The sequence below is a fragment of the Arenicella chitinivorans genome (assembly GCF_014651515.1).
Lineage (GTDB): Bacteria > Pseudomonadota > Gammaproteobacteria > Arenicellales > Arenicellaceae > Arenicella > Arenicella chitinivorans.
Genome location: NZ_BMXA01000006.1, coordinates 188,492 through 213,863 on the forward strand (window position 1 = coordinate 188,492; position 25,372 = coordinate 213,863).

The window sequence follows — 25,372 nt, forward strand, 5'->3', positions numbered from 1 at the left end:
GTTGTGTCCGGTCAACCGGTTTCGTCCGTAGGCGGCAACAAGAACAGATATGGAGCCTCAAGCACTTGCCATGCCTGTTCGCTGACGCCGCCGAGTCCGTACCAGCGCACGCGATAACGAATGGGTGCCGTGTCATCGTGTAGCAGCGAGACATTTTTTAAAATTTCTTCGCTCTGCGGTAATAGAGCAACAGATTTGGACTTACTCTCGCCCAATAAACGGTATTCGAATTCGACCATGGCACGACGGATTTGGGCATCCACCATGCTTGCGGCATCCCCATCGACCTCGATGCGTGTCAGTCCGGCCGGTGGCGACAAAGAAATACTTGGCGCTGAACTGGATTGGGTTTTGGTTAACTCAGCTGGAATACCTATTGTTGCACCACCACGAAAACTCCACAGGGTACGAAACTCGTATTCGGTCCAGTCAGCGCCTTTTAGACCCAGTCGCGGGTACACCAGCGACTTAGAGAATGTGCCTTGTTTAACATCATTCTGGTTGAACAACACCTCATCCGTGAAATCGGCTTGATTGCGCTTGCCAGGGTAGGCCTTGGTAAAGGTCACCGAGACCGAGTTGATATTGTCTTGAAACGCCTGGTAATAAGCTGGATCAATCTCGAAAAACACCGCACGTTTCTGAAACGCAGCGTCGTTGAGCGCGACCACTCGGAACAAAGTCTCATCGTTGGCGTAGGCATCATACAGTCCACTGATATTGCCGGCAGAATTGAACGGCACGCGTATTGTGGTGTTTTGGGTAAAGACCATGGAGAACGTGCCGCGTTTAACGTCGCGCTTTTCACGCATGGTGTATTGATTGTCGGTGATGTACTTTTGATTACCCGATCCCGCGAATAACCGACCAAGGAAGCCACGCTTCTGACGCCCTTCCACCACATTGGCTGGAACTTTCTGCTGTTCTGGCAAAGCCGATAGCCCTTGGCTGGTATCAAACAACATATTTACCAGTTTATCGGTCACCAAATTCATGATGCCGGACAACTGACTGGCGTCGACATCCAACCCGGCGCGATCCGTGATATCCACTTCAATCACACCTTCGCGGACCATTTCATCGACTTGCTTACGGACTTCGGATTTCGAATAACCTTGCTGGCTATTGAAGATTTTGAACATGTGTTCGTACACCGTCTCGATCTCGGCGAAGACCTTGCCACGGTAAGCGGGCAATGCCGCTTCATACGACGCATTAATCGCCACCGAAATGTCTGAGATTGGTTGCCGCAGCGATTCCCAGAGCAGAGTTGCACCGTGTTGATTTAGGCGTGCAGCAACCGCCGCTTGAGAGCCTGGGGTCACAGGCGCGATTCCGCTAGATACCAGGGAGCTAGTGAACGAATCGCCACCGGTATTTTGCGTCACGGTAGATGAAATCACACTAAAAGAAGCACCACCGGTCTCTTCGTCGCCCTCCGCTCGCAATGGCACCGGTCCTTTGACCTTAGCACCTGGCACTTTCTGTTGTAGTTCAGCGGTAATCGCTTCAACACGCTCCGGCGGCAGATCTAGGCTGAATAAAAAATGAATCAACCCGCCGCTAGTATCCCCCTTCGGATCAACAAATTTTACCAACGATATCTTGGGTTTACCGCTCAGTTTGTCGATCACCACACTTGGCGCATCTGGTAAATAATAGTAATCGTTGGAGAACTCTTTGTCGCGCAACAGCACGATACCATCGACGATTTCTCGGCCCTCGTCATACATAACCACCGCCGACGCCGAAGGTGTCATCAACACCATCAGTAACGCCAAACATATCCGCCTAAAAATCTTGCTACTCATCATCACGCTCCGTGTTTTGGTAAAATTCTAACTCTGCAATGGGTAGTGAAACATCCAACCAGGCAACATTTGCGTGCTGCCAGTGACTGATCTGCCGTACCCCATCATCACTCAAGCGACTGACGCGATACTCAAAGCCTTGCTTGAGGTCGTTGGCAAGTGCAAAAGACACATCCCGCTCATACGCCTCGTCATAGCGACGAAAGCGCAGTGTCTCTGTGTACGGCCTGCCGCTGGCGGTAGTAAAGCGGATATCCACCGTGACGGCATACAAGCGGCTGTCCTCTAGGTTGACAAAGTCGTAACACATCAGTTTCAAGGTGCTATGCACGAAGCTAAGTCGTTGCCACAACTCAGTCTTGCGAAATAACGTCGGATGTTCAGCAGGCGAAACAGCAATTGGTAGGCTGTTGCTGATCTGATAGGTCGATGACGACCACGTGTCATCCATGGTTTGCTTCACACCGGGTATTAACCAACCATAGGCGAGGCTCAAACTCAGGTTTTCGCGCATGAGGTTTTCCCAGAGCAGATTGGCATCGTGGTCAGCGAGTCCAACAACAAACCGCTGCACGCGGGATCCAAGTCGGGTATTCTGGGCTTCGAGTTCATCATCGTCAGCCAACGTGGCACCTTGCCCAACATTGATTCGTACTCTACCAGTGCCACTTTCTGCATCCACAAGTGCGTAGACAAGCTCGGTATGTGATGATCTGATAGGCGCAGCCAGCAGCTCGATACTGTGGCCCAATTCTGACTCGAGTTGCGTCTTCACTGCGGCGTAGGACAAAGCACCAAAATCCGAAATGGTTGCAAACTTCATTACGCCGCGAACCCAGAATGTCTGTGCATCGCCAGTCTGCTGCTTACCAATGTAGCGATTGACGTGGTAGCTAAACTCCGGAATTTGATCCCGTTCCCGCAGGGCTTTGTTCGCCACAACGTAATAGAATAACCGAGGATTTTGATGGTCACTGAACACCGTGACGGCACCTAGATCGCGTGCAGACTGCAGATTGGGGGCGGCCTGACCAGGCTGAATGATGGTGAGTGCGGCAATGGCGGCCATCAGCCATCGCGCGGTCGTCCTCAACTGTATTTGGCGGGCTATCATTGGACTATTCGCTCGGCATCAGCGGTGATATATCCCCAGCGGTAATGGTAATGTCCATCACGCCCTGATTCGGTTGCCAATCAGACGTACCCAGCTGCAAACCGTCGTTATGGTACGGCGTAACTCGATACTCAAACGCCGCCCCCGATGTGCTGTCGCGATCGGCATACAAAGTCGCGCTGCTCAAAGTTTCATTGGCGCGCAGGGTAAAATTACGTACTTCTGCGAGATCGTTACTGGCTGAAAAATGGCTGCTCTTGACTTCAACCAATATTTTGAACAGGGAAAATTGGTCAAACACATTTGGAATCGCTTCGATTGGCAACTCCACACGACTGGCTTGCGCTGGTGATACGAGAATCGTGCGCTCGACTGCGTTCAGGCAAGCGTCACAGGTCACGCGCTCAAAATTCGGCCAAGCGGAAACGACGTCACCCAGTGAGGCCACTAAATCATTAAAGCCTTTATCGGTCTTACCGCGCCCCCCTGCATCAATCACCACCGGTTTCGCTAACGGCACAAAGTGACGCTTTAACTGGTTCTCTGACGCGGCTTTGGCGTACACCACAATGCCCGACATCAGTACCGGATACGGACTCAGGTTTTCAATCACATCGTTGGCGGCCACCGTCGTTACATCGCTCAGCCAATCGCCAGCAAAGTCGGTGAAACTAATGATGAACGGAACCACCAACTGAAAGCTGTTGTTATTAGTTTTAAACACAATATCGCCCGCCAACCCGCCGCTTCGAATCGACGCCACGACGTCCTCTTTCTGGCTTTGCGTCATCGATGCCTGCACCCGAATAGTATCCCCAACACGCTGTGGTTGATTGATGATGTGAATGTTCTCTTCTGGAATGATCGAACTCAGCCCTGCCAAGTTGATGGTGACATCAGAGATCGGCAATCGTTGTAGGTTTACAGGTTTGTCGTTCGCAGGTTTGATTGCGTAATCCGCCAAGGATTGCAACAGTGGTATCGCGCCATCAAGCTGTCTCGGCACGAGCGTGAAACTCATCATCACGGTTTGTTCAGCCAGGTCGTCACTTAAGGTTCTGTGTAAAAAGTTTATCTCAAATCCATCGGTACGGTCGTAGTTCAGCAAATAGCCCGCCGGATAAAAATAGTAGGTGTTCAGCGACGTGTGATCGCGTATTAGTTCATCTGAAAATGGAATATGGTGCTCGAAATCAGCGCGAATATGACGCGGCGAGAGCGCTTCGAATCGATCCGCCAAATACATCGGGCTGATCTCATTGTTCGGACCGGAAGGCTCACCATCAGCTTGTTTATCGGTGGCAGGCGGTGTTGCTTTTAATTGCAACAACTGTGCCCGCGCCGGTTTAAAATTCACTGTATTAATTACACGCAGGTCTTTCACTGCCAGTTTGGCAATGGGCTGAGTCGTGTCAGCCAGAGATTGCGTTGCACAGAGCGCCAGCACCACCACGCTGACCAGACACCAAATTCGCTTAACCATCACTATTCTCCTGAGTTCCATTACCGGCAGCTGACAATCGCCTGGGTAACGCTCTTGTTCTGTTGGATCGCCTGTTTAAAGCACGCGGTGACTTGCTGAGCATTGTTCGTACCAGCACACAGTTTGCTGGCCTCTCGCCATGTCACTCTGTGTTTTGACTTTTTGCCCCACTGCGACCCCTTATGCAAAACATAGCTGAAACAGTTTCCGGGGGAATATGCCGAGGTCGTTCCTTCGCAAAGCTGCTTTATATTCTCAGGATTCCATTTTTTACTCTTGCCCGCTGCATCCCAGGCAATCCGCCCCTGCACATAGTTGTAGCACTCGGTTTCTTTAAGTTGTTTAGCCGGTTTTAATGTTCCCGGAAGAATGACACCGGTTAGAACTGGAGGGGTCTTGCTGTTGCGGCCCGAGCACACATCAATCGCGTCATTCAATGTGCGTTTGCCCTTCAGTTTTGACTTCAGACAATTGATTGGCTTGGTGGCACTGTTGGTGCCCTGACACAAACGTGAAGCAAGACTCCAGCTCATTGTGTCTTGCACGCGCTTACCCCAGGCGGCACCATGAAACATCGCCGTGTTGAAGCAGCTCGGAGGGGCAGAACCGAGCGTCGTGCCTTGGCACAAACTACGAATTGAACTTGGGTTCCAACTCGTGTTGCCTGCCGCATTCCAAGCTTGCTTGCCTTGCACTCGATCGAAACATTCCTGCTCTGCGCTGACTGACGAGTGATTGTTAGTGTCGGTATGTAATGAATAAAACACATCCGGCTCCGGAAGTGCCACACCGTGGAATATCAAACTGGTTTCCTGTGCTGGTAACTCTGAATTCTGCTCTTGCGGGAGCAACCCAGCCTCCTCGGCCTTTTGTTCGGCAAAGTCCTTTAATGCATTCAACAACAACTCTTCAATGTCCTGTGCTGTTGCTGGAGCGGAACACAGCGTCAATATTGCCAGCATGGCGCAGCAACGAAACCTCGTTAGCATGGCGAACCTCCTTGGTCAGATTTAGCGTGACAGACTCGACATCGCTGAGCGTCTTGCGCAACGAGTTAAGACTGTTTACTAATTAGTGCGGACCGAAGGAGAGGACTCTCAGTCAATATTGGTGATACCGGGGCATCAAATTGAATGGTATGCGCGCTAGTTTAGCGTGCTTGATTAGGCAAAATCGTCACAACAGCGGAGCGTGCCGGTTACAGCACCTTGGTAATCGCCCAACTCGGAACCTGCGTCTATGGGCGTTTGCGTTGCGATAAACTGAGATACCTGCTCGCAGACAAGTTGTCCGCCACAGGATTGCACGATGATTAGATCACCAGAGATTTGGTTGGCTGCCACGTCGATCGTGCCGCTAAATTGAATATCCACATCGAGATCGTTGCCTCCTTGACACTCATCAATGCGGCTCGCGTCACTGCCATCAAAACGATTACCACTGCGCGTCACCACAATCGGGCCTTGGACTTCATTCGCGGTCACAGTAATGGTGATCGACTCATTGACCGTGCTTTCGGAGAATCCGGAGCAACTGGTTTGTGCATGGGCTGGGGTAATCACGGCGTTAATCAACGGGGTACGCCATGTCTCGGGCATGAATCCCAGCACCAGACCAGTGCCAACAACCGGTTTAAGAACGTCCCTGCGTGAGAATTTTGATCCTTTCATGGTAACAGTGTGAATCAGTCGAGGTAGGAAAAGAAACTATACCTGTTCGGGCATGAAATCCCAAGTTTTGGATCCCGGCGTGATCACCGCGAGCATTAAGTCACAATCGATGCGGTTAGCGTGAGTTGATGAGACTCACCTGGAGCCAACGAAATTACATCGTTAAACGCGTTAGCCGTCTCGACGCACACCATGCTCTGATAATCATCCTCGTTGAACTGAGACAAACGCTGCGACTTCTCAATCCACGGATTCCAAACGATGGCGGAGTCACTCCCTCTCGACAGGAGTTCGATGTCTCGTTTAGGCGTCTGTATTACCAGCGGCGTTAAACCTGCGCCTGGCTGTGCAAAATAGATTCGATCTACCTCTGTATCAAAATTTACTGCACCTTGTTGATGCTTTATTGCCCCACCGTCGAGTATATCAACGTAAGATACGGCATCTAATCCCTGCACGTCGGTCTGATAGATATCCGACACCGCAAAGTAACTGTGCAACGCACTGGTAAACGTTAGATTGGCGCGACTATCGGTATTTTTAGCCACCAAGTGCATGGATAAACAACTGCCAATCTCGATTCGCAGAGTCAGCTCGAACGCGCACGCCAACATGGTCTGAGTCGCAGGAGAGTCGCATAGGCGCAACTCAAGAGCGGTGCGTGCATCGGTCAAACTTTCAACACGCAGCAATTCCCACTCCAGGGTGCGCACGAAGCCATGCTGGGGCGCGCTTGCAATTGGTATACCGCAAAGACTCTGGACCGAGCTGACATTGTTCGCCAAAGGGCCAAACCACGGCCAGCAAATTGGCACACCGCCGCGCAATGGAACACCTTGTTTGTAAACTACGGCATCACTGCACCAGATTACAGGGTCATGACCGCTCGGCGTATACTCAAGTAATTGTGCGCCCTGCAATAACAGTGTGGCCGAACCGTGCGAGTTGTCGACGCACAAGCCGAGCAAATCACCTTTGCGAAAAAAAGTCGCATCGACGCACTCGGCAAAGCGGGTTCGTAGTCGATCCAGTTGAGTATCGATTTTTTTATTCACAAGCTGAAATAACTAACCAGTGGCAGTAATTTGTTGATGACGTGATCTGTGGAGTGTAAACCATTTCCGAGCGCACTTGCGATCCCAATAATCGCTGGTAGATCCATGTTCTACCGGATGGAGCACACACCGCAGTACACGGACGTATAGGCGCGTGGTTTTCATGTCGTTTCGATTTGCGGTTAAGTCGCTCCTCACAACCTTCGCCAGACTGACAATACGCTACCTTCTCGCCTTCACGACGGCTGTGACTAGAACTCACTATGCCGCAAGCGTATGCAGTGATAGTAAGGCGTCAGGTATCCGAGCCACTTCCACAGCGACCGAATCAAAGACAATTTTGTGTCTTCATAAGTTGAAATTGTAGACTGGTTAATGCGCGACTACTGAAATGCGCTATAATCGGCCGCTGTTGCCGCTCCAGACCAAAATGTTGGCTACATTAAAGGGCACCTAGACTCGACTCAGTTTGTGCTCGCCAACTCAACGGACTCAATGCAGGTCGCTTAAGCTAAACCAGCGATGCAACTCACCATGACTCTAAACTCGTGACAGCTGCCGAACTCACTTGACGCACTTTGAGGCCTGACTGGGAATCCTGTCCGACAGACTAAGCTCGTTAATTATGCATCGTAAATTCTTACAACTCTCGTCTCAGCTCACCGTATTTCTACTTCTGATCGCTTGCGGAGGTGGCGGATCTGATAGCGGCGGCGGACAAGCGCCGCCCCCACCTGCACCTAAAACCACCGTGGTCGCTATTGGCGACAGTATTGGAAACGGTTTTGATATTGCGACACCCTGGCCGTCAATTCTCGGTGGTAAAATCGACCGTGAAGTGATTAATATGTCCGTCACCAACGAGCGAACGGGATTCGGCGTTACCGTGATTGACCAATTGATTGACCAACACAATCCGAGCCATGTCTTCATTTTGCTTGGGACCAATGATGCCTTGAGAAACGAGTCGCTATCCGGCGCAGTCAACAATTTGCAGACCATGGTGAATATTGCGCGATCTCGTGACGTCATCCCCATCGTTGGTACCATCCCACCATTGACCATTGGAGTGCAGGAAAACCGCAATACAGACGTAATCAATCGCGGCATTCGTCAGCTCAGTAATGCCGTAATAGCCCCAGTTCGAAGCGCGATCGGCAATGGCAGTACCATTGTTGATGGCGTGCACCCGAACCAAGAAGGCCAAGAGCTAATCGCCGACGCCTTCGCGAGTGTATACCCGTAAGCGTTCGTGAATGCCAGCTAGCGTTACCACGCCTTAACTGCCCGGCTGATTCGGCGTGGCAATAGCGGGTACATTGCTATTACAGTTGGTATTCGAATCGGCGAAAATCAGCGCATCGTTTTGGTAGGCAGTGCCATTGGCAAACGTGTCATCGTAGCGGCAATCAGAGTCAACGCCATTATAGAGATTGTCGCGGGCGAAGATATTAGTGCCGCCTAAGCGTATTTGCGCACCATCGGAGACCGGGTCGTCGAAAAACTGGTTTCCATAGATACCGGAGTACTGATGACCACTGCGAAATTCAACGAAGGACGCGGAATCATGTTCTGGTGCCTGACTCGCTTCATTGAAGCGGCTGTCCAGCACCATATTGTAGCGATTACTCCATCGCGCTGTCGCAACCATATTACGCAACTGCGCCCCACTGCCAAAATCTTCTGGGTCGGCGATTAGGCTGCTCTGTACAGAGGTTTCCAACAGACGGAGTGTAATTCGTGATTTGGGACCATTCTCGCCGATATGCTCGCCACGAAACCAGACGTTCGACACCACCAGCCCCCAGGCACCTTGGATACGAAAATTGTGCCCAGACGCAGTTTTCAAGTCAACGCCGGCTGCGCCACTATTAATCAATCCGCACTCTATATAACAATTCATATTCACACCAGCAAGGTTACTGGGATGCGACCTCGCCACCGTATCGGTCACGAAGACCCCATATGGGTAAGGTATATTGGCGCAATCGAGATCTGCATTTTGCGTACAGGCACGCCCGAAATTACCCAACTCGAATTCTCCGTCGTAACTCGGGTCGCTCGACCAGTCCAGATCCAAATCGTGCCAGGTAACCAATGTTGACGCCATCCCACCACCCGCACTACCGAGTCGCAAACCCGTCACCGTTACGTCGTATGCCCAGCCCTGACTGATGTGTCCATTCACATCTCGACTGAGGTCAGGATAGTTAACTAAATCCGCATTCGATGGCACACCGTCATTGCAACTACTGTCGACGCCAACTCGCACCGACGGTAAAAATGGCCGCTGCTCGCCCTCACCAAACGCGTCGAGCAACACAGTCGACTCCTGATACCCAATACAGGCGCTGGCAAACGATTCGCCGCGTCGAAATCGCACACGTTTACCACTAAACTCGCCAACATCAGGGGTCTGATTAAGCTGCGTACCTTCACAACCGGTAAAATCACCCGTTGTCGAAATACAGAGGGTATCGGCCGCGCTATAGTAATGATCAGAACCAGAAATGGTCACGGTCAGAAAATCATCGGCATACTCGCCCGCTGGGTTCTGTACCCTTACCCCAACTTGGTAGGTACACACACCACTCTGATAACGCGACGACTCCGGCGTGCAGATAAAGGTATGGATCGCGCGTGGTGATCCACTGACCTGATGATTCTTACTGCCGCCAGTGGTGGCATACGCGCCGGAATCAGGGTCATCAAAATGAAAATGGTAGGCCAAACGACCGTAGCGATGCTGCAACGATTCGTCAGCAATGTCGTTCGACTGATGGGCTGAAAAATAGACGGTTTCAGGGGACACACCATGCACACGTGTCAGTGACTGCAACGTCGCCGTCACCGGTCCGCTCGGCTCAAGCTCAGGTTGGTCATCCAGTAAAAGTAGCGTAATGGATGGTAATGCACCTTGCGCGTTAGCAAGTGCCAGCGGAGATACCGACAGCAGCACCAAGACGAGTAACAGTTTGAAATACGGTCCTATAGGTGGTCGATAGTAGAGAGGCGGTCGATAATCGAGCTGATTTAGGCAAGAAAACAAAGTTATTTTAATCATTAGACCCTCTCAGCCCGATGTATCTTCCGGTGAGTTGTTCACGACCCTAAGAGTCATCTCCGCCATGGACAAGGCAACCAATTTTGCAAGCAGCACGATTAACTCCAGCGCCACCACCAACGCCGGGGTACTCGTCATCACAAGCGCCCATGCAGCTCGCAATACCACCCTCTGCGCCACCCGGGCCATTCGCGAATGCATTCAGATCATCATTCAGTCTCGCATAGCGCACGATATAGCCAGTGGCAGGCACGGTGTCGCCGGCACTCATCAAACGTTTATTCAAGCTCTTATAGCGCTTTACCAGCTCGCGCTTTTGTTTTCCCTTGACCTGCTTGGTTTTTCTAAGTTTGTGCTTAGTGTTGGCGCGGTTGACTTGCTTTTTCAGCTCCGACACTTTGGCTGCTGGATTGGTTCGCTTCGATTGATCGTCAGCCAACCCTTGGCCTGCACTGACACTGAAAAGCACCGCCGCAATGGCGATAAGTTTTATACTCCTGTTCATGGCTTGCCTCCTTTAAAAATCAATTATATTAATGGGTTAATAACCAACGCTGGGTGAGTCAACCCGACGTTAACTCTTGGGTAGATAGAAAGATTGCGAGCTATTACCAATAAACGTACATTCGCCTGCTTTGTCCCAATGAAACACGATGTACGAATAGGTAGTAATTGCGCTGATGGCGGCCACCATGGCGGGGTTGTCCGTTTCGCAGAAGGCACCGACCTCCATCGCGGAACTGTTGGCTTGGCAAAAGCCATATTGGATAACTTCATTACCCGATAGGTAATGCCGTACCCCACAACCGATCAAGGCTTTGTCATCATCGGCGTGACGCACGGTAAACATATCGCCTGAAGCCTGCCGTGCTTCTAGATCGATTTTTAGTTCGGCTGGCTGATAATCACCACAGTACGCCGCACTGCTGAACCACAGCAGACTTAAGAGCATCACTACATTACGCAAACAAGTATTCATATCGTCATTCTCCGATCACCATGATCCGCAAAGGTTTTAGGGTGTTGTTCCGCTTTCTGTACACTTTTCAATTATTTGGTAGACTATTTTTTATAAAAATATGTTTATTCCAGCTGGAAATGGATTTCTAAGTCTTGGACAAACGGAGCCTTTGACGAGTTAATAAAATCCTTAAACTGCACTCTATTTCGAGGCTTACTCAGGCGTGAAGGCCCATCGCCGTCTACCCATAGTCCGGCAAAATATGTTTTTCCGTCTCTGACCACGCGTTCAACATCAACCAATTGCTTACCCTGACTGACAAGCTCATCTCTGGTCGTTCGAAATTGCTTTGTCTCGAGCGCTGGCATAAATTGAGCTGGTTTAGACAATAAGGTCGAATCATTTGTCGGCGGATTCGAACTAGATTGACGCCACAATGCGGCGTAGCGAATGTCCCCGTCGTTGACGAGCATCTCTATATCAACGGGGTATAAACCCGTTTTCTTTAGCGTCGCATTGCGTTGCTTGAACCCTTTAGCGCTCATGTTCGGTGAAAATTGTTCGTCTAATTTGCCGGACTGCCACAGGCTCACCACACGGGTATCTTGGTTGATTTTCAACAATTCAAAATCGGCGAGACGTAGCCCTTTATTAATATTTTTTTGATGAAGCTTATTAAATTTTGCAACTGTCAGTGGTTTTACAAACAGGCTGGTTCCGTTGCCTTTTTGCCAGAGCCCAACATAATATTGTCGCTGGTTCATGCGCAGTGTTTCAAAGTCGACTAAACGCATCTGCCTAGCGGACGTCATTGTGGCGCCGTATTCAAGAAAGTCGTCGAATAGTTTTGGCGGTGATACAACTCGCTTCTCATGTCCAGAGTTGATTAACCCTTGATAAAGAAGCTCACCATCAACCGCCGTCTTTGGGTTGGTGCGTTTTGCTTGTTTTGACGACGTAGGCTTGCGTTTCTTTGCTAGCGCCTTTTTGATGTCATCATGACTTGCGCTACTGGCGCTGGTACTTCTACTTGTTTTTGCGAACTGTTTACCGTAATCGGAGTCACCGACACAATGAACAAAGAGTGGTTGCCAAGCGCTAAGCTTTTTAGACCGAGTAGGATTAAAAAGATTTCTTTTTCTCTTCTTAGTTCTTACACAGGAATAGCGCAACCCGACCTTATATGCCTGATCGATCTTAGTCCAAAACCCTTTTTTTAGAAGCGAGGCCGTGTCTAATCCCGCATTAGCGCGATCGTCGACAATGGTGTTGCACGCGTGTTGCGGTGACGACGAAAGAGTCGGTTCAAAGCTTGTCATTCTTGACGTCATATGTGAATACTCAGAGTTGGCAGACAACACACCAAGATTTTCTGCCGTAACGTGTTCCGAGTTCCCGAAGACCGACAGCAGAGGATCTTTCTCTAGTTGCCATTTATTTCCACAATCGATACTGAACGATGTTTTGAAGTGAACATCTTTATCCCTAAGGATCGCCGCAAATCTCCCGTCAGATTGATGCACCTCCACGATCGGTGATTCATTTACCCGTGTTGGAACGGAGAAAGAATAATCACCGTTTTTAACACCGGCCTTAACTGGGTAAGGATAAGCGCGAAGCGTTGACTCAGCGGCAGCACCCGCATTAGGCATCACAAGAAAGCTCGCGACAAACGCAGATGTAAGACAATATGCAGCGGCAAAATTTCTAATCAACATGCGATACCTTTAAAATAATTTAAGCTTTTATGCTCTGCTTGTGTGCTCTGCGCGAACAAAATATAGCTACAAGCAAAACGTGACGACATTAGCGTTTTGGGCTCTAATAACGTAGCAACCCGACTCTGGCTGTTCGATCTCAATTGAACCTATATCGCAATGCCCATCGTCACGTGGAATGCCACGCTGATCATCTGTGATGACATAGGTGCTACAAACAGAGGGATTCGCGGCATTAAGAGCCGGACTGTTTGGCGCCAACAGATGGGTACGTGTAAGGCCGCCGTTGTCACCCAATGGCAGGATGATTTCGTCGAGCGCGGCACTTGCTAAGTTGGCGTCACCATTTTGCAAAGTGCTACTGGTAATCACATCACTGCTTCCTGGGAACAAGGGGGCTGCGAAACTGATTGCTTGATCGTAGGTCTTGCTTGAGTCACCGTAAATATTGGCGTTGCTCGAGAGAGAAAGGCTCCCGCCAGTGGCGCTAAGTTCACTGCCGAAAAGCCCATCATTACCAGCAACAATAGTGTTTGCCAATATGGCAGAACCGCTGATCACGTGCATTCCTCCGCCAGTACCACTTTGCGCAGTGTTTTCAGTGAAGGTACTGTTTAAGATTCGTATAATTTCAGGATCTACCGCGTAGAGGCCTCCCCCCGCTGGGAAAATACCACCGCCTGCACCTTCCCCGGCGACATTATTAGAGACAGTCGTGTTAGTCACAAAGGCACTGGTACCAGAGAAAACCGCCATACCTCCTCCCCAGTTTTGCGCAATGTTATCGGCCACCGTTGATTCAGAGATTGTGCCGCTTGCGGCATCGCTGCCGGCAAAAATGGCAAGGCCACCGCCAGTGGCAGCTGAATTTCCCCGTATCTCAGTGTCGAGTACGGTCAGCGTTGAAGAATCAAGGTGTACGCCACCGCCGAAACCACGCCTTAGGGTGACGTGCTCGTTGAACACCGTATCAATACCTTCAGAAAGGTTATTTTCGATAATGCTTTCGCTTATCTCAGATAGCGAATTTGATATGTAAATACCACCGCCATTCAAGGCCGTGTTACCGCTAACAACACTCCCGTCAAGAATGAATAACCGACTGTGGTCAGACACTGAAATACCACCGCCCTCGGTGATAGGGGGACTGACCGTCCCCATCCCGCTAAAATCTTCGGGGTTAGCGTAGGCCCGATTGTTGGTGATTCTGCTGTTCCGACTAATTTGCAGGCGACCGTAGGTTCGCATGCCGATACCGCCACCAAGCTCCGTGGCATGATTATTGTCAATAACCGCCTCAGAAAAAATATACACCTGCGAGGAGTCAATTGCTCCCACGCCGCCGCCAGCTACGGCGCTATTCTCGCTAACCAGACTGGCATAAATCGAAATAGTACTGCTCATGTCCGCGCCGAGGCCGCCGCCAATATCCGCACGGTTATTCCGAATAATACATCTACTCACCCGCACATTTGCGCCATTGCTTGCATAGATACCGCCGCCAAGCTCCTGATCGTCGGGGTAGTTCACGTGTTCAACAAAACCATCACTAATTGTGAAATTTAGAATATTGACACGCGCACCATCGACATGAATGATGCGATGCAAGGCTCCGAAGGTGCTGCGAATGATCGCCAACTCAGAGTCGGTCTGGCTACGAATAGACATATCTGCAGAGACCATTAAGGGTCCATTTTCTAAGGTGATTGTAAATGGAGTTGGCACGTCAAACTCCACCATGTCAGAGTCACCAAACGCGCCTTCTAAAATCGTGCAGCCACCTTGCAGTAAGGCCAAATTTATAGATGAGATGGCATCACGCAAAGTACACTCAGTAGGTGAGCTGGTATCCGCATTCGAAGTTACGGTAATCGTTGCGGCATTGGCGGAGCTAAGTTCCAAACCACCTACGAGAATCGCAGTTAAGCAAAGAAATAGGCGGTAGCTACTTAGGCAGCTTGGTATCATCAATCAATCCTCTGACTTCACCTTAGCTGCACCGGAATACCCACCATCGCAACGAATAACCAGTTTTTCCCACGGCGTTGCTCGCACCTTGACACCTTGGTTCGTGCTTTGTGCCATAAACGAACGATTGATCGATTTTTTCACCGTAATCACGCGCTCGTGAATCGCTTTCCATTCGCCATTTATCTTCTTAGCTGTCGCGCTAAACCGATTAGGCTTGCCTGGTTTGTTGGAGCGATGCTGCTCAAACTCAACTCGCCCTGCTTTGTTGGTAACGAACGTGGTTTTAATTAATACCTTGCGCGGACATTGTTGCGTGTCTGAAATCTTCGGGAATTTGACAAAGTTTATTTTCGCGGACTCTATTTGAAAGGGGTTTGCACGTTTAGCTGCGGGCTCAGCCGTTTTTATTTCAGATCCCGCTGCGCGACGACTTTTGTCCGGCGTATTTATCGGCTTGGACTCAGGTATGGTCGGACATTGAATGACACCGTCGGCTTTGAGTTGATCACAGTTAGCTTGGTAACTTGAGGTAAATAATTCCTTGCGTGCACAGGCTTTTTGCGCCCGCTCCTCTCTACGCTCTTGCCCCTTAGTCCAACTGGGAGAAAAAGCTTTACTTCCATGGTAGCCGACAATCATTTCAACCGACTTAGCGGTAGGAAATAAACTACAACATGCTTCATGCTCAATGGTTTTCTTAAGATCGCCATATAACGTTTCTTGGATATAAGCTGGTTCATCGGGCGCCCAGACTTTAATGCTGACATTGCTACCTGCACCACATTGCTCATCAGGAACCCTTGTATCCCAGCGCTTATCCCATACCGCTCGCGCACATTTCAGCGCTGCATTCGCTGCGTTCTTTCTGCACTTTTTGTTTTCTTGGCCTAATCGACATGAGCCTTTGCCACTAAGGAGCACCATTCTTTCATGCGTCAAATGGTTAATACCTGAATATGGATCATGATGGCCTCTGCCAAAAGTCAGGTTGCCATCGGCGTCTATAATCTCGCCAGGAGTGGCGTAAATAACACCATCACATGAACGCTCTCTGGCGTTGGCGACTGACACGTACAAACACAAACTTGCAACAAACATTAGGAGGTACTTGAGTGTGAAACGATCAAACACCATTGAAATACACATGGCGGCTATCGTTTTGACCTTGCCAGTTTTTAGGTAGATTTTCATGCAGTCAGCATATGGCCGGCTTGGTGCAAAAGAATCCGTGCTAATACCTATTTTTGCAGCTCCCCTTTAGCAGAGCGCCTCGGTTTTATCGCTTTGGTCGAGCTTTAGAACGAAAGATTAAACCTGTCTGGAACTGGCGTGTACTTTAAGTACTGCCGGATGCTCTGATTCTGCCACCGCCGTGGCCGGCAGCCCGAAGAATTTCTGCACGGTATGGATCAAATGTGCTTCGTCGAAGTAACCTGCGTTATTGGCGATGTCGCTGATCAACCCCACGTTGTCGGACATCAGTGCCTCCATCACCTTATTCATCTGAATTACGCGGCAAAAGTATTTAGGTGGCACGCCAACAATTTCGGTAAATCGACGTGTAAATTGACGGCGTGAAATGCGAATTTGGTCACATAGTTCGGCCACTCTAATAGCCCCATCTTGGGCTTCTATCTCGTGCAACGCACTCACCAAGTAACTGGGAACGCTCAAGCGCACGGAAGGGACTTGCTCCAAGTTCGTGAATAACACCTCAAATCTCGCGGTAATATCCGCCACATCGATCGAGACCGACTGCGCCTGCACCTTACGCTCAAATTTTGCCCCTGTTGGGCATAGTGACGCGAGCGTTGGCGACCGATTAAGCGTTTCACGCCCCGTGACTCCGAATAATTCGTAGCAACCAAATGCTGTGAATTCGAGCATCAACATGATCAACTTTCCGGTATAACGTATGCCGATTTCATGGTCTTTAATCTGCCCAGGAACAAACAGATTCCCTGCCCCGTACCGGTGATTCCCACCCAACTCTTGAGTGAGCAGTCCACGGACCACCCAAATCAAGTATGGGTAGCCCGTCGGTCGCGGTTTGATGACGGTATCGATCTCATCGTCTACCTGTACGTACAATGCACGCCGAATGAAGGGCCGCATGGATGCCTTGACCTCGGCGGATCGAAACAACTCCAAAGCCGGAATCACACCAACAATCCCAGCTCTTTAAGTAGAAATTTTGGGGTCCAATGTCTCATTTTTACAATTCAACCATAGTCTAATTTTGGTATTCAATAGATGCCCAAAGTCGCATTGTTACCTCGGTGATTGAGAAATCTATGTTTATTGGTAGAAAAACCGAACTTTCAGCATTGATGTCAATTGCTCAAACGCTGAGTGACCACCGCGGTGCGGCTGTTGTTTTGCACGGCGAGTCCGGAATCGGCAAAACCAGTTTGATTCAGGCGTTCAGTCGCCAAATGCACGGCCATGCAAACCTGATTTACTGCCGTTGCCTAGACTCGATTTTTTCAGACGAGCTTACACCAATCCTTTCATTTGCCAGGCAACGATCTCGCACAATCGCCAAACTCATTGACGATAACACGGATGTCACGCGACTATTTCCTGCATTGTTGCAATTCTTCATAACCAGACGGCGAAGCACAATCCTCATTATTGAGGATGCGCAATGGGCAAATGGCACCATGTTGAGTTTTCTCGACTATTTTGGCCGCCGCTTGGTATTTTCACGCTGCATGTTACTTGTCAGCTATCGCAGTTCCAGCCTGGCAGCAAGTGATCGACTACGACAAACACTCGACGCAATCCCACGCAATTTTTCGCACGACGTCGAACTCCATCCATTTACTGAGCGTGAATTATCACACCTTGCTCCGGCCTGCATGGATTTGAAAACACTGTTCAATGCATCCAGTGGGAACCCGCTTTACATCGCGCAGGCTACGCAGTTGAACGACCCCGAGCTTAGCCCGAATGCCGATATTGAGGACATTATTCGACTTCGAATCGACCGCCTCAACGAACAAGAGCGGCACTTACTCGAAACACTCAGTATCATCCCCTACCCGATGACACACTCACTTGTGCGTGCATTGGATAAAGACCAAACTGCGTTCACCAAACTCGTCGATACAGCGCAAGGTTTTCTGATTAATGACCCGACTGACCGCATCATTTTTCAACATGAACTGGTGCGAAAAATTGCACTTGCACAAGTACCAGACCTTCGTCGAGTTGAATTGCACCGGAATATTTTACAAGCGCATAGTGCAACGGGTGAGACCCCAAATCTGGTCTGGAAGCTTATGCATACACACGGCGCAAACCACACCAAAGACGTAATCCATTGTGCGCAGGAGCTAGCCAATCAATCGTCACAACTCAGTGCGCATTCTGAAGCAGCGGCGTATCTATCAGTCGGATTGGAATATGCCTACGCCACCGACAACGAAACAGCGGCCGTACTGTATGAATCTTGGGCTGCGGAATCCAGTTTTGCTAATCAAATCAACGAGAAAGTATTCGACTTTCGACAACACGCGATTAATCTGTGGAAGGCACTGGGCCGTCAGGATAAGGTCGGCGAGAACCTGTATGCTCTGTCTCGTGCGCACTGGCTAAGCGGCAATCCAGCACGCGCTCGCTTAATTGCCGACCAGGCCATTGAGGTACTCCAAGGCACGGACCGTGCGGACCAGGTCGCTAAGGCGCTGTCGCTAAAATCACAACTTAGTCTCCTGCAGAGTGAATACAAAGATGCCATCGAGTTAGGCAATACAGCCCTGGCGCTGGAAGCCCGCTCACGTAATCACGAGGTACGCGCGCACGCACTTAACAATGTGGGCGCCTCTCTGATTCTGAGTGGCGATCGTAGCGGCCAGGCCCTGTTGCAACAAAGCCTTGATCTGTCGCTTGCGCATGACCTGCATGAGCACATCGCGCGCGGCTACGTGAACTTTGCGTGCGTATCAATTCTAATCAAAGACTACCCCACTGCGGAACGCTATATTTCCGAAGGTATCGCCTACGGCAACCGGTACGAAAACGAATCAAAACTCGGCTACCTTTCTGGCCTGCTGGCCCAAGTTAGACTGGAACAAGGCAAGCTATTGGACGCCAAGCGCGTCGCGACTGGCCTGTTGCGGTCAGATGAAAAAGCCATGGTCGTGCTGATGCCCGCCGAAAACGTATTAGCAAGGGTCTTTGCGCTCACCGCACACGAGTCCGCAGAACAGAAACTAAAACAGGTTCTGGCGAAAGCACTCTCAATTGGTGAACCACAGTACATTATTGCAGCGCGTTTTAATTTGCTCGAATTTGCCTGGCTCAGCGACAATTCAAACCTAGCTGCCGAACAATTCGAACACCTAATGGAACTCGGTCCGTCAAAACTCGAAAACTGGCGTCTTGGCGAACTCGACGCCTGGCGAGCACGGCTCGGGATCGGCACCACCATCACGCACCAAACTCACGTACCCGCGCCGTACCAACTGGAACTGAGTGGTGATTACCGCGCGGCAGCAAACGCCTGGAAAGCGCATAACACACCTCTCAATCAAGCTATCTGTCTGATGCAAGACACATCAAGCAGCATGAATCAATCACTGGTTCAGGCCTACCAAATTGTCGAAGCCTGCTCAGCCACAGGCCTCGGCAATAAACTCAAAGCAGAGCTCAAAAGACGAAGTCTGCACGGCCTACTCCCTAAATCGAAACGAGGTAAAAGCACCGACGCTGAACAGCATCCACTCGGCCTCACACGTAAAGAACAACAAGTCCTGCATCAGATACTGGAAGGTCGTTCAAACGCCGAGATATCCGCCAACTTCTCGCGTTCTATTCGCACCATCGAAGCCCACGTGTCATCGATTCTGTCAAAATTCAATGCCCATAATCGGTTGGAAGTGATTATCCGCACACAGAATGAACCATGGTTGAACCCCGCATAAGCTCGATATGACCTTGAGCGCGTGCACTTTCGCCTTCGCGACACATAGAGCACCATCGGCTTGACCAAACGCGCATCGAGCAGCTTCAACGCGATGCTGTCTCGGGCGGTGAAGCAACTCACAACCGAAAACATCACCCAGAAGCGGCACTTAACGAGTCGAACGTCCTCTAACGCCTTAACGCACCGCGATGCATTCCCTCTGGTTAACCTGATTGTTGGATGTGGTTAAGCTTTTCTCGCATAATTTTTGTGTACTGCTTTTCCGCATGTGCATCTTTTGGATACAACAGCTCCACGCGTAGCTCACTTAGCGCACCCTGTTTCACGCTTTCGAAGCGCAACACAGTCATAAAAAATTCTGTCTCATAACCAAAAGCCTTGAGAATCGGGAATAACACCATGTCGTCTGAAGATTGTAACTCCGCACTGGGTTTTTCGCGCCGGTCAATGTATCGTCTGGTTTGATCGCTTAACGATTTCAGGTCATGGTCGCCAGTTCGTATGGACTCGAATAATCGACGTTGATAGAACGCATCGGCAATCTCCTGCCAATTCACTAGACAATTTTTGACTTCGGGGTCGGCAAAGAACGCATCGATAGATTCCTCTGCAGAGTCCCGGATGAGGTTTGAAAAAAAGGCCGAGAATGGGGTATTCACATATTTGATACGAGAATACACATCGACCACACACCCAGGAAATGGCTCGTGATCTCGAAGAATCGATTTTATCGATTTCTCGATAAACTGACTGTTGGATTCCTTGCGGTCAAACTTTACTTCCTCGACAGGCAACCCTGCCGAGGCCAATAAACTGTTTTTTTCAACACTCGATATATTGAACGCGTTGGCAATTCTGCCAACCATGCCGGGTCGAGGGCGAGATCGCCCTGTTTCGAGAAAGGAGACATGCCGTGCCGTTGTACCAACGCGATCCGCTAAATCTGCCTGTGTAAGACCATATTGCTTTCTCATTGCCCGCAGCAACTGTGAAAAATAACTTTGAGATCCTTGATTCACGACTTAAAACCTTATGGGGATGAAGAAGATTAACCTGATTGTTTGATTCGTGTTTGAGCACGAACCGCATCATTAATAGCATAGCGTTCAACCCACTATCACGGCGTAAAAGGTTGATCATCATCAATATATAAGTCACGATCAATCGACAACAAAAATTGAATTAGGTCGGCGCGCTCGTCACTCGTTAAATTCACCGCGTGACTGCCGGCCGAAAGCACATCTTGAAGCGTCGCAGCGGAACCATCATGAAAATACGGCGCACTTTGCCATAACTCAATTAGGCTTGGCGTGCGAATGGATGTGAGAACGCCGCCCAGGCGGCTTCCAGATCCGGACTTAATGGTACCAACGTCATGGCTGAGTCCATCTCGATATGCACTGCCACTATGACAGCTCGCGCAGCCTTGAGCAGCGAACACGGCTTGTCCTCGTTGGGCGGCATCCGTCAGTTGGCCTGTATATGTTCGATGAGGCGATCGAGCAACGCTGCGTTTTCCTAAGCTGGCAAGGTAGTCCGCTAATGCATCAAGATCTGCACTTCGCCCACGGGTTTGTTCGTCCAACGGCGACTGACCAAAAAACGTAACGCCATCAATCAATCCAACGCCTTTGTTGAGCTGTTCAATTTGCAGCTCAAAATCTTGCACCTCATCGAAATTAGACGACCAGTGTAACGCGCCAAACCGTGTGCCCATGGCGCCATTAAGGCTGAGCGTGTTGCGCAGCCCTTCTCCCAAGGCCGTCATATCCCACACACGTCCATCGTCGCCGCTATCCACGTGACACCCCGAACAGCTGATGTAGCCCTCTGGCCCCATGGCCGGCATCGAGGCGTGATAAAAAACTTGCTTGCCGCGTTTTTCAGTTTCAGTAAAAAGTTCGTCCTGTACGGTGTTAATCGTTACGATACGTGGTTGATTGCGACCATCATGAATAAAGCCCGCCACATCAATGGCACTTACCGAGCGCGTGGTTAGGTTTTTTACGTAAAGTTGTCGAACCGTTGCACACATTGCCTGTGGTGCCCCGCCGGTTAGAAATTGCGCGGCAGTATTATTCTGCGCGTTTTCAGCAAACACCAAATTATTGCCTTGCATAGCAACAACACGGGTAGTTCCGTCAACCAAATAGGTAACAAAGGTTGGGTCCGCGGCGTTGTCAAAATCAACCGTCCCGGCGCGTGAGCTGGGTTGGGTATTCGCGTCTCGGTGATTAACTAGATCAATCTCAACCAGCATTGGACGAACCGTATTATCGTCATCCAGCGGCAACCCATTCCTAAACAGTCCGCGGTCAGTATTGGCCTTAATTGCCGATACATACGCACGCGTGCCATCGCTGTTAATGACAATACTCGACAGAATATTCGGAACGCCTGAGCCATGGTCGATGTCATCTGGCACGGTGACCTTATTAATCCGAATCCGGCGCTGCAGAGTCAGTTCTTGGCCGACTCGCAGATCATAAACTTCGCCGTACTGGTCAGCCGAAATTTCCCGCGTGACCAGTAGTCGATCGTTGAACATGGCCATGGCCTTAGGCGTAGGGCCCACCTCCAAGCGTTGGATAATCTGTTGTGAAGCGACGTCAATGCGAATGACCTCGCCGGTTCCGTAGGTCGCCACCAGTAAGTCGCCACCGTGTTCGATCGCCGCGACGGGCTGCGAGCCGTGGCCGGTATCGATTGCGAACACAGGATACGTCGTATCAGCATCGTGAAAAACTACTTTATCGTCTGCACGATAAGTAATGGCAACATACGCTCCAATGCGCGTCGCGGAAGTCGGATTTTGGTAGTCTAAGTACAGCTCCTGTTGATCCACTACACTCAATTCAAACGACGTCGAATCAAGAGACGTATCAACGATGGTGACACTGTCATTGTCAGGGTTAACTGCCCAAACATTGTTGGTTTGAGATTCGTCATCACAGGTCAATTGGCTCGACTGACGCGGCATGTATGGGGTACCAGGAAAACTGGGTGCCGGTGTGTCATCACCGGGGTCCGGGTCTGGGTTCGTGGGCAGTTCATTACCGGTGGTGAATATAAAGCTATACGGCGACAGCGTGTTGCCCATAAAGTCCTGCACGCCGTCCACCGAAACACGGTAACTGGTATCTTGCTTCAAGTACGCGTTAGGCCATATTGACCACGTGCCAGTATGCGTAAATTGATGTCGGAATGACACGCTGGCGACCGGATTGCCTGAAGCATCCAACTCTTGCACCTGCAATGCGTTAACCATGCTCTCTGAGCGCAGTGTTTCGGGAATGTGTAGGTGAATGTATCCATCGATCGGGTAATTGGTTTGATTTGCTGTTGGCCGATGTCCAGACACGAATGGCGGACGTGTATCCGGCTCGTCATGAATCACGTAAAAGCACATGCCCTGCTCGTTAATGGATTCGTCGCGCTGCAGATCCGTGATGGTGTAGGTTTGTGATGTCGCCGAATTGGTAAGCACATCCCCAACACTCATGTCGCGGCTGGTGATCACGTAGTCGCCCGAGGGAGTTCGCCATAACGGATTGAAGCCTTGTCCAGACTGATTGGTATGCCAGCGATTCAATTCCAGCTCACCACCACTGACACGAATTTTTGCCTGTGTTTCCCACCAATCGTATCCGCCAAAGATTCCCACCTGCCCCAGCGGGCGAAAGTACTGGCTGCCATCACAACTGTTTTGTATGTCGTTGTACCGCACCACGATCTGGTCAAACTCCGTACTGTCGATTTGCCCATCAGCATAGGCCGTCTCACAGCGCTCCAAGTCGACGCGAAAATGATCGACAAACGCATACTGATCTTGAAAGTTCACGTACATGGGGTCGCTCGACGCATCGCCATCGTGAGGACTTTGCTGATCTTGATCAAAATAAATCTCGCAACTCAAAAACGGTGACTCAGGATCACTGAAGTCTACAACGTAGATCGCAGGATAGTGGCGCTCAGGCAAGAGTCCTACGCGCTCGCGTGCGGCCCAAACCATTTTGTTAGTACCGTACGGTTCAACCCAGTACCCGCCTATGCCGATACGATTACCATCAGGTTCGGTTCGAGTCGGGTTAAACACACTAAGCAACCTGGGTCGTTGACCATCACGCACACCGGCCATATCGTAGATCGCCATTCCGGTTGACATTTGGTCCGATGCCATCACAAATAAATTGCCAAGCCACGAGCCAAACCCAGTCACGCCTGTCTCTGCCAAATGATCCCATTCAACAACGACCTCACCTAACCAGTATTCGTCAGGGTCTTGCGTTGAATCACCCAAAACATCGGCATTGCGAATTTGTTGTAAGCGACCAGGTGCATTGCCGTAGTTCCAAAAACTGTGTGCAAAATACGGCGAAAACATCAAGGTGTAGGCAAAGGGCTCGCGGCCTCGAGTATACAAATTCCGTGAGACCGCCTGGTTATTCGAGTCAACGCCAGCGGGATCGTATGTCATCCAATCTCCGTCTTCGGCCGGGTTTCCGTTACGAGTATATAAATACCCGCGCGTCTCATCAAAACGCGTCACAGTAGCATGTGCGCCAATCGGCTGGCCTAGATAACAATTGTCACAGGTGAGCGAGCGGATCATTACGGGATTAGTTAAATCGGTGATGTCCCAAACCGTATCTTCAGAGCGGTATGGAATGCCATCTGAGGTGCTGCCTGGGCCTTCGGGCAAATTCACCAAGAGAGGGCCAACCACACCTAAATCGGCAGTTCGGCCAAATGCGGTACCCCGTTTAGCAAGGAAATCACCCTGCGTTCCATAGTCTCGGTTTTCTGGGTAGTCGGCAGCGAACGCAGTTGCATTTAACACCAAACTCAGCGTCAGGCAGACCGCCAGTGTGCGACACGCCCTCAGCGTATTTTCAACTTGTAGTAACATTACGCACCTACCTCTATGTTCATCGGCTCAGAAAAAAGACTGTTCCCCAAATTGTCGTAGCACTCGATGAATACTTGATACTGCCCGACTTGGTTGGCGTTTAAGAGAAGTTGATACTCCGTCGCTCGCCCTAACCCATTAACGTGCACACGCTCTGGCCGCTGACGGTTGTGACTCGATAAAACTCGACAGCCACTGGGGAGGTTGGTGAACCAGTGCAAGGCGATACTCGATTGCTGCTGTTCAGCTGTTAAAACGATGATGCTCTCGGGCGTATTAGGACGTGGGTCGCGGTTGTCGCCAAGGCCATCGCCGTCGCTATCGCTTTGTTCGTTCGGATCAAAAGGAAAGGCATCTAAATGATCTGGCACGCCGTCATTATCACTGTCGACGATCGATTGCTCGCCGTCGTCATCCAGTAACAGTCCAATGATTGGAACCAACAGAGAAGCATGTTCTTTTGAGGCGACCATCGCGTTGGCAAGCCCAACGGTCGTGAGTCCAGTGGCCAGCACTAAGAAAAGGTTGAGTTTTAGTTTTAACATGTGGTGTGAGCAATGATTAGGTACAGATCAATATAGGTAGGATTGATTGCGTGGTTGGAGTGAGTTCCACATTTACCCTAATCAAAATAGCGAGGCAAACCGTTTGCTGACGAGCGGCCTATTTTCAACGCGGAACGGTAC

The 25,372-nt window shown here is 50.3% G+C and carries 18 protein-coding genes; 2 read left to right on the plus strand and 16 right to left on the minus strand.

Annotation, left to right across the window (positions count from 1 at the left end; genetic code table 11):
• Positions 1–11: 11 nt before the first annotated feature.
• From IE055_RS14900 to IE055_RS14925, 6 genes are all read right to left on the minus strand, one after another.
• Complete coding sequence (locus IE055_RS14900; RefSeq protein WP_189402471.1) at positions 12–1,811, minus strand: hypothetical protein; 1,800 nt, start codon at positions 1,809–1,811, stop codon at positions 12–14.
• The gene (locus IE055_RS14905) at positions 1,804–2,880 is read right to left on the minus strand and encodes a hypothetical protein (RefSeq protein ID WP_189402472.1); all 1,077 of its coding nucleotides are present in this window, start codon (positions 2,878–2,880) and stop codon (positions 1,804–1,806) included. The genes IE055_RS14900 and IE055_RS14905 overlap by 8 nt, the downstream gene beginning before the upstream one ends.
• Positions 2,881–2,929: 49 nt before the next feature.
• Positions 2,930–4,408 (minus strand): hypothetical protein, encoded by a 1,479-nt coding sequence (locus IE055_RS14910; RefSeq protein WP_189402473.1) that lies wholly within the window; start codon positions 4,406–4,408, stop codon positions 2,930–2,932.
• A gap of 20 nt (positions 4,409–4,428) precedes the next feature.
• The gene (locus IE055_RS14915; RefSeq protein WP_189402474.1) at positions 4,429–5,397 is read right to left on the minus strand and encodes a hypothetical protein; all 969 of its coding nucleotides are present in this window, start codon (positions 5,395–5,397) and stop codon (positions 4,429–4,431) included.
• Between the two features lie 174 nt (positions 5,398–5,571).
• Entirely contained in the window at positions 5,572–6,078 is a 507-nt protein-coding gene (locus IE055_RS14920; RefSeq protein WP_189402475.1) for a hypothetical protein, read from the minus strand.
• 95 nt (positions 6,079–6,173) lie between these two features.
• Positions 6,174–7,133, minus strand: a complete 960-nt coding sequence (locus IE055_RS14925) for a D-hexose-6-phosphate mutarotase (RefSeq protein ID WP_189402476.1) — start codon at positions 7,131–7,133, stop codon at positions 6,174–6,176.
• Between the two features lie 625 nt (positions 7,134–7,758).
• On the opposite strand from IE055_RS14925, the gene IE055_RS14930 reads away from it, so the two are divergent.
• Positions 7,759–8,379 (plus strand): SGNH/GDSL hydrolase family protein, encoded by a 621-nt coding sequence (locus tag IE055_RS14930; RefSeq protein WP_189402477.1) that lies wholly within the window; start codon positions 7,759–7,761, stop codon positions 8,377–8,379.
• Positions 8,380–8,412: 33 nt separating this feature from the next.
• Here IE055_RS14930 and IE055_RS14935 read toward each other — a convergent pair whose 3' ends face one another.
• The 7 genes from IE055_RS14935 to IE055_RS14965 all read right to left on the minus strand — a co-directional run bounded on the left by IE055_RS14935 (position 8,413) and on the right by IE055_RS14965 (position 17,010).
• The gene (locus tag IE055_RS14935) at positions 8,413–10,197 is read right to left on the minus strand and encodes a DUF5011 domain-containing protein (protein WP_189402478.1); all 1,785 of its coding nucleotides are present in this window, start codon (positions 10,195–10,197) and stop codon (positions 8,413–8,415) included.
• Positions 10,198–10,243: 46 nt separating this feature from the next.
• Entirely contained in the window at positions 10,244–10,702 is a 459-nt protein-coding gene (locus IE055_RS14940) for a hypothetical protein (protein WP_189402479.1), read from the minus strand.
• A 69-nt stretch (positions 10,703–10,771) separates the two neighbouring features.
• Positions 10,772–11,176: a hypothetical protein gene (locus IE055_RS14945; protein WP_189402480.1), complete on the minus strand. Its 405-nt coding sequence runs from the start codon at positions 11,174–11,176 to the stop codon at positions 10,772–10,774.
• A gap of 104 nt (positions 11,177–11,280) precedes the next feature.
• The gene (locus tag IE055_RS14950) at positions 11,281–12,876 is read right to left on the minus strand and encodes a hypothetical protein (protein ID WP_189402481.1); all 1,596 of its coding nucleotides are present in this window, start codon (positions 12,874–12,876) and stop codon (positions 11,281–11,283) included.
• A 66-nt stretch (positions 12,877–12,942) separates the two neighbouring features.
• Positions 12,943–14,844 (minus strand): right-handed parallel beta-helix repeat-containing protein, encoded by a 1,902-nt coding sequence (locus IE055_RS14955; protein WP_189402482.1) that lies wholly within the window; start codon positions 14,842–14,844, stop codon positions 12,943–12,945.
• 3 nt (positions 14,845–14,847) lie between these two features.
• Positions 14,848–16,038 (minus strand): hypothetical protein, encoded by a 1,191-nt coding sequence (locus IE055_RS14960; RefSeq protein WP_189402483.1) that lies wholly within the window; start codon positions 16,036–16,038, stop codon positions 14,848–14,850.
• Between the two features lie 117 nt (positions 16,039–16,155).
• Positions 16,156–17,010, minus strand: a complete 855-nt coding sequence (locus tag IE055_RS14965) for a helix-turn-helix domain-containing protein (protein WP_189402484.1) — start codon at positions 17,008–17,010, stop codon at positions 16,156–16,158.
• A gap of 131 nt (positions 17,011–17,141) precedes the next feature.
• Here IE055_RS14965 and IE055_RS14970 point away from each other — a divergent pair, with 131 nt between their 5' ends.
• Positions 17,142–19,775 (plus strand): helix-turn-helix transcriptional regulator, encoded by a 2,634-nt coding sequence (locus tag IE055_RS14970; protein ID WP_189402485.1) that lies wholly within the window; start codon positions 17,142–17,144, stop codon positions 19,773–19,775.
• A 205-nt stretch (positions 19,776–19,980) separates the two neighbouring features.
• On the opposite strand, the gene IE055_RS14975 is transcribed toward IE055_RS14970, so the two are convergent.
• The 3 genes from IE055_RS14975 to IE055_RS14985 form a co-directional block, all read right to left on the minus strand.
• The gene (locus IE055_RS14975; protein ID WP_211316803.1) at positions 19,981–20,796 is read right to left on the minus strand and encodes a helix-turn-helix domain-containing protein; all 816 of its coding nucleotides are present in this window, start codon (positions 20,794–20,796) and stop codon (positions 19,981–19,983) included.
• A gap of 98 nt (positions 20,797–20,894) precedes the next feature.
• Positions 20,895–24,686 (minus strand): Ig-like domain-containing protein, encoded by a 3,792-nt coding sequence (locus tag IE055_RS14980; RefSeq protein ID WP_189402486.1) that lies wholly within the window; start codon positions 24,684–24,686, stop codon positions 20,895–20,897.
• Positions 24,686–25,231 (minus strand): hypothetical protein, encoded by a 546-nt coding sequence (locus IE055_RS14985; RefSeq protein WP_189402487.1) that lies wholly within the window; start codon positions 25,229–25,231, stop codon positions 24,686–24,688. Before IE055_RS14985 ends, IE055_RS14980 begins: the two co-directional genes overlap by 1 nt.
• Between the last annotated feature and the right edge of the window lie 141 nt (positions 25,232–25,372).

What these genes read in the sequence shown, in the direction of transcription:
- IE055_RS14900 (WP_189402471.1), bottom strand. Translation starts at nt 1,811, where the DNA reads ATGAGTAGCAAGATTTTTAGGCGGATATGTTTGGCGTTACTGATGGTG.
- IE055_RS14905 (WP_189402472.1), bottom strand. Translation starts at nt 2,880, where the DNA reads ATGGCCGCCATTGCCGCACTCACCATCATTCAGCCTGGTCAGGCCGCC.
- IE055_RS14910 (WP_189402473.1), bottom strand. Translation starts at nt 4,408, where the DNA reads ATGGTTAAGCGAATTTGGTGTCTGGTCAGCGTGGTGGTGCTGGCGCTC.
- IE055_RS14915 (WP_189402474.1), bottom strand. Translation starts at nt 5,397, where the DNA reads ATGCTAACGAGGTTTCGTTGCTGCGCCATGCTGGCAATATTGACGCTG.
- IE055_RS14920 (WP_189402475.1), bottom strand. Translation starts at nt 6,078, where the DNA reads ATGAAAGGATCAAAATTCTCACGCAGGGACGTTCTTAAACCGGTTGTT.
- IE055_RS14930 (WP_189402477.1), top strand. Translation starts at nt 7,759, where the DNA reads ATGCATCGTAAATTCTTACAACTCTCGTCTCAGCTCACCGTATTTCTA.
- IE055_RS14935 (WP_189402478.1), bottom strand. Translation starts at nt 10,197, where the DNA reads ATGATTAAAATAACTTTGTTTTCTTGCCTAAATCAGCTCGATTATCGA.
- IE055_RS14940 (WP_189402479.1), bottom strand. Translation starts at nt 10,702, where the DNA reads ATGAACAGGAGTATAAAACTTATCGCCATTGCGGCGGTGCTTTTCAGT.
- IE055_RS14945 (WP_189402480.1), bottom strand. Translation starts at nt 11,176, where the DNA reads ATGAATACTTGTTTGCGTAATGTAGTGATGCTCTTAAGTCTGCTGTGG.
- IE055_RS14950 (WP_189402481.1), bottom strand. Translation starts at nt 12,876, where the DNA reads ATGTTGATTAGAAATTTTGCCGCTGCATATTGTCTTACATCTGCGTTT.
- IE055_RS14955 (WP_189402482.1), bottom strand. Translation starts at nt 14,844, where the DNA reads ATGATACCAAGCTGCCTAAGTAGCTACCGCCTATTTCTTTGCTTAACT.
- IE055_RS14960 (WP_189402483.1), bottom strand. Translation starts at nt 16,038, where the DNA reads ATGAAAATCTACCTAAAAACTGGCAAGGTCAAAACGATAGCCGCCATG.
- IE055_RS14970 (WP_189402485.1), top strand. Translation starts at nt 17,142, where the DNA reads ATGTTTATTGGTAGAAAAACCGAACTTTCAGCATTGATGTCAATTGCT.
- IE055_RS14980 (WP_189402486.1), bottom strand. Translation starts at nt 24,686, where the DNA reads ATGTTACTACAAGTTGAAAATACGCTGAGGGCGTGTCGCACACTGGCG.
- IE055_RS14985 (WP_189402487.1), bottom strand. Translation starts at nt 25,231, where the DNA reads ATGTTAAAACTAAAACTCAACCTTTTCTTAGTGCTGGCCACTGGACTC.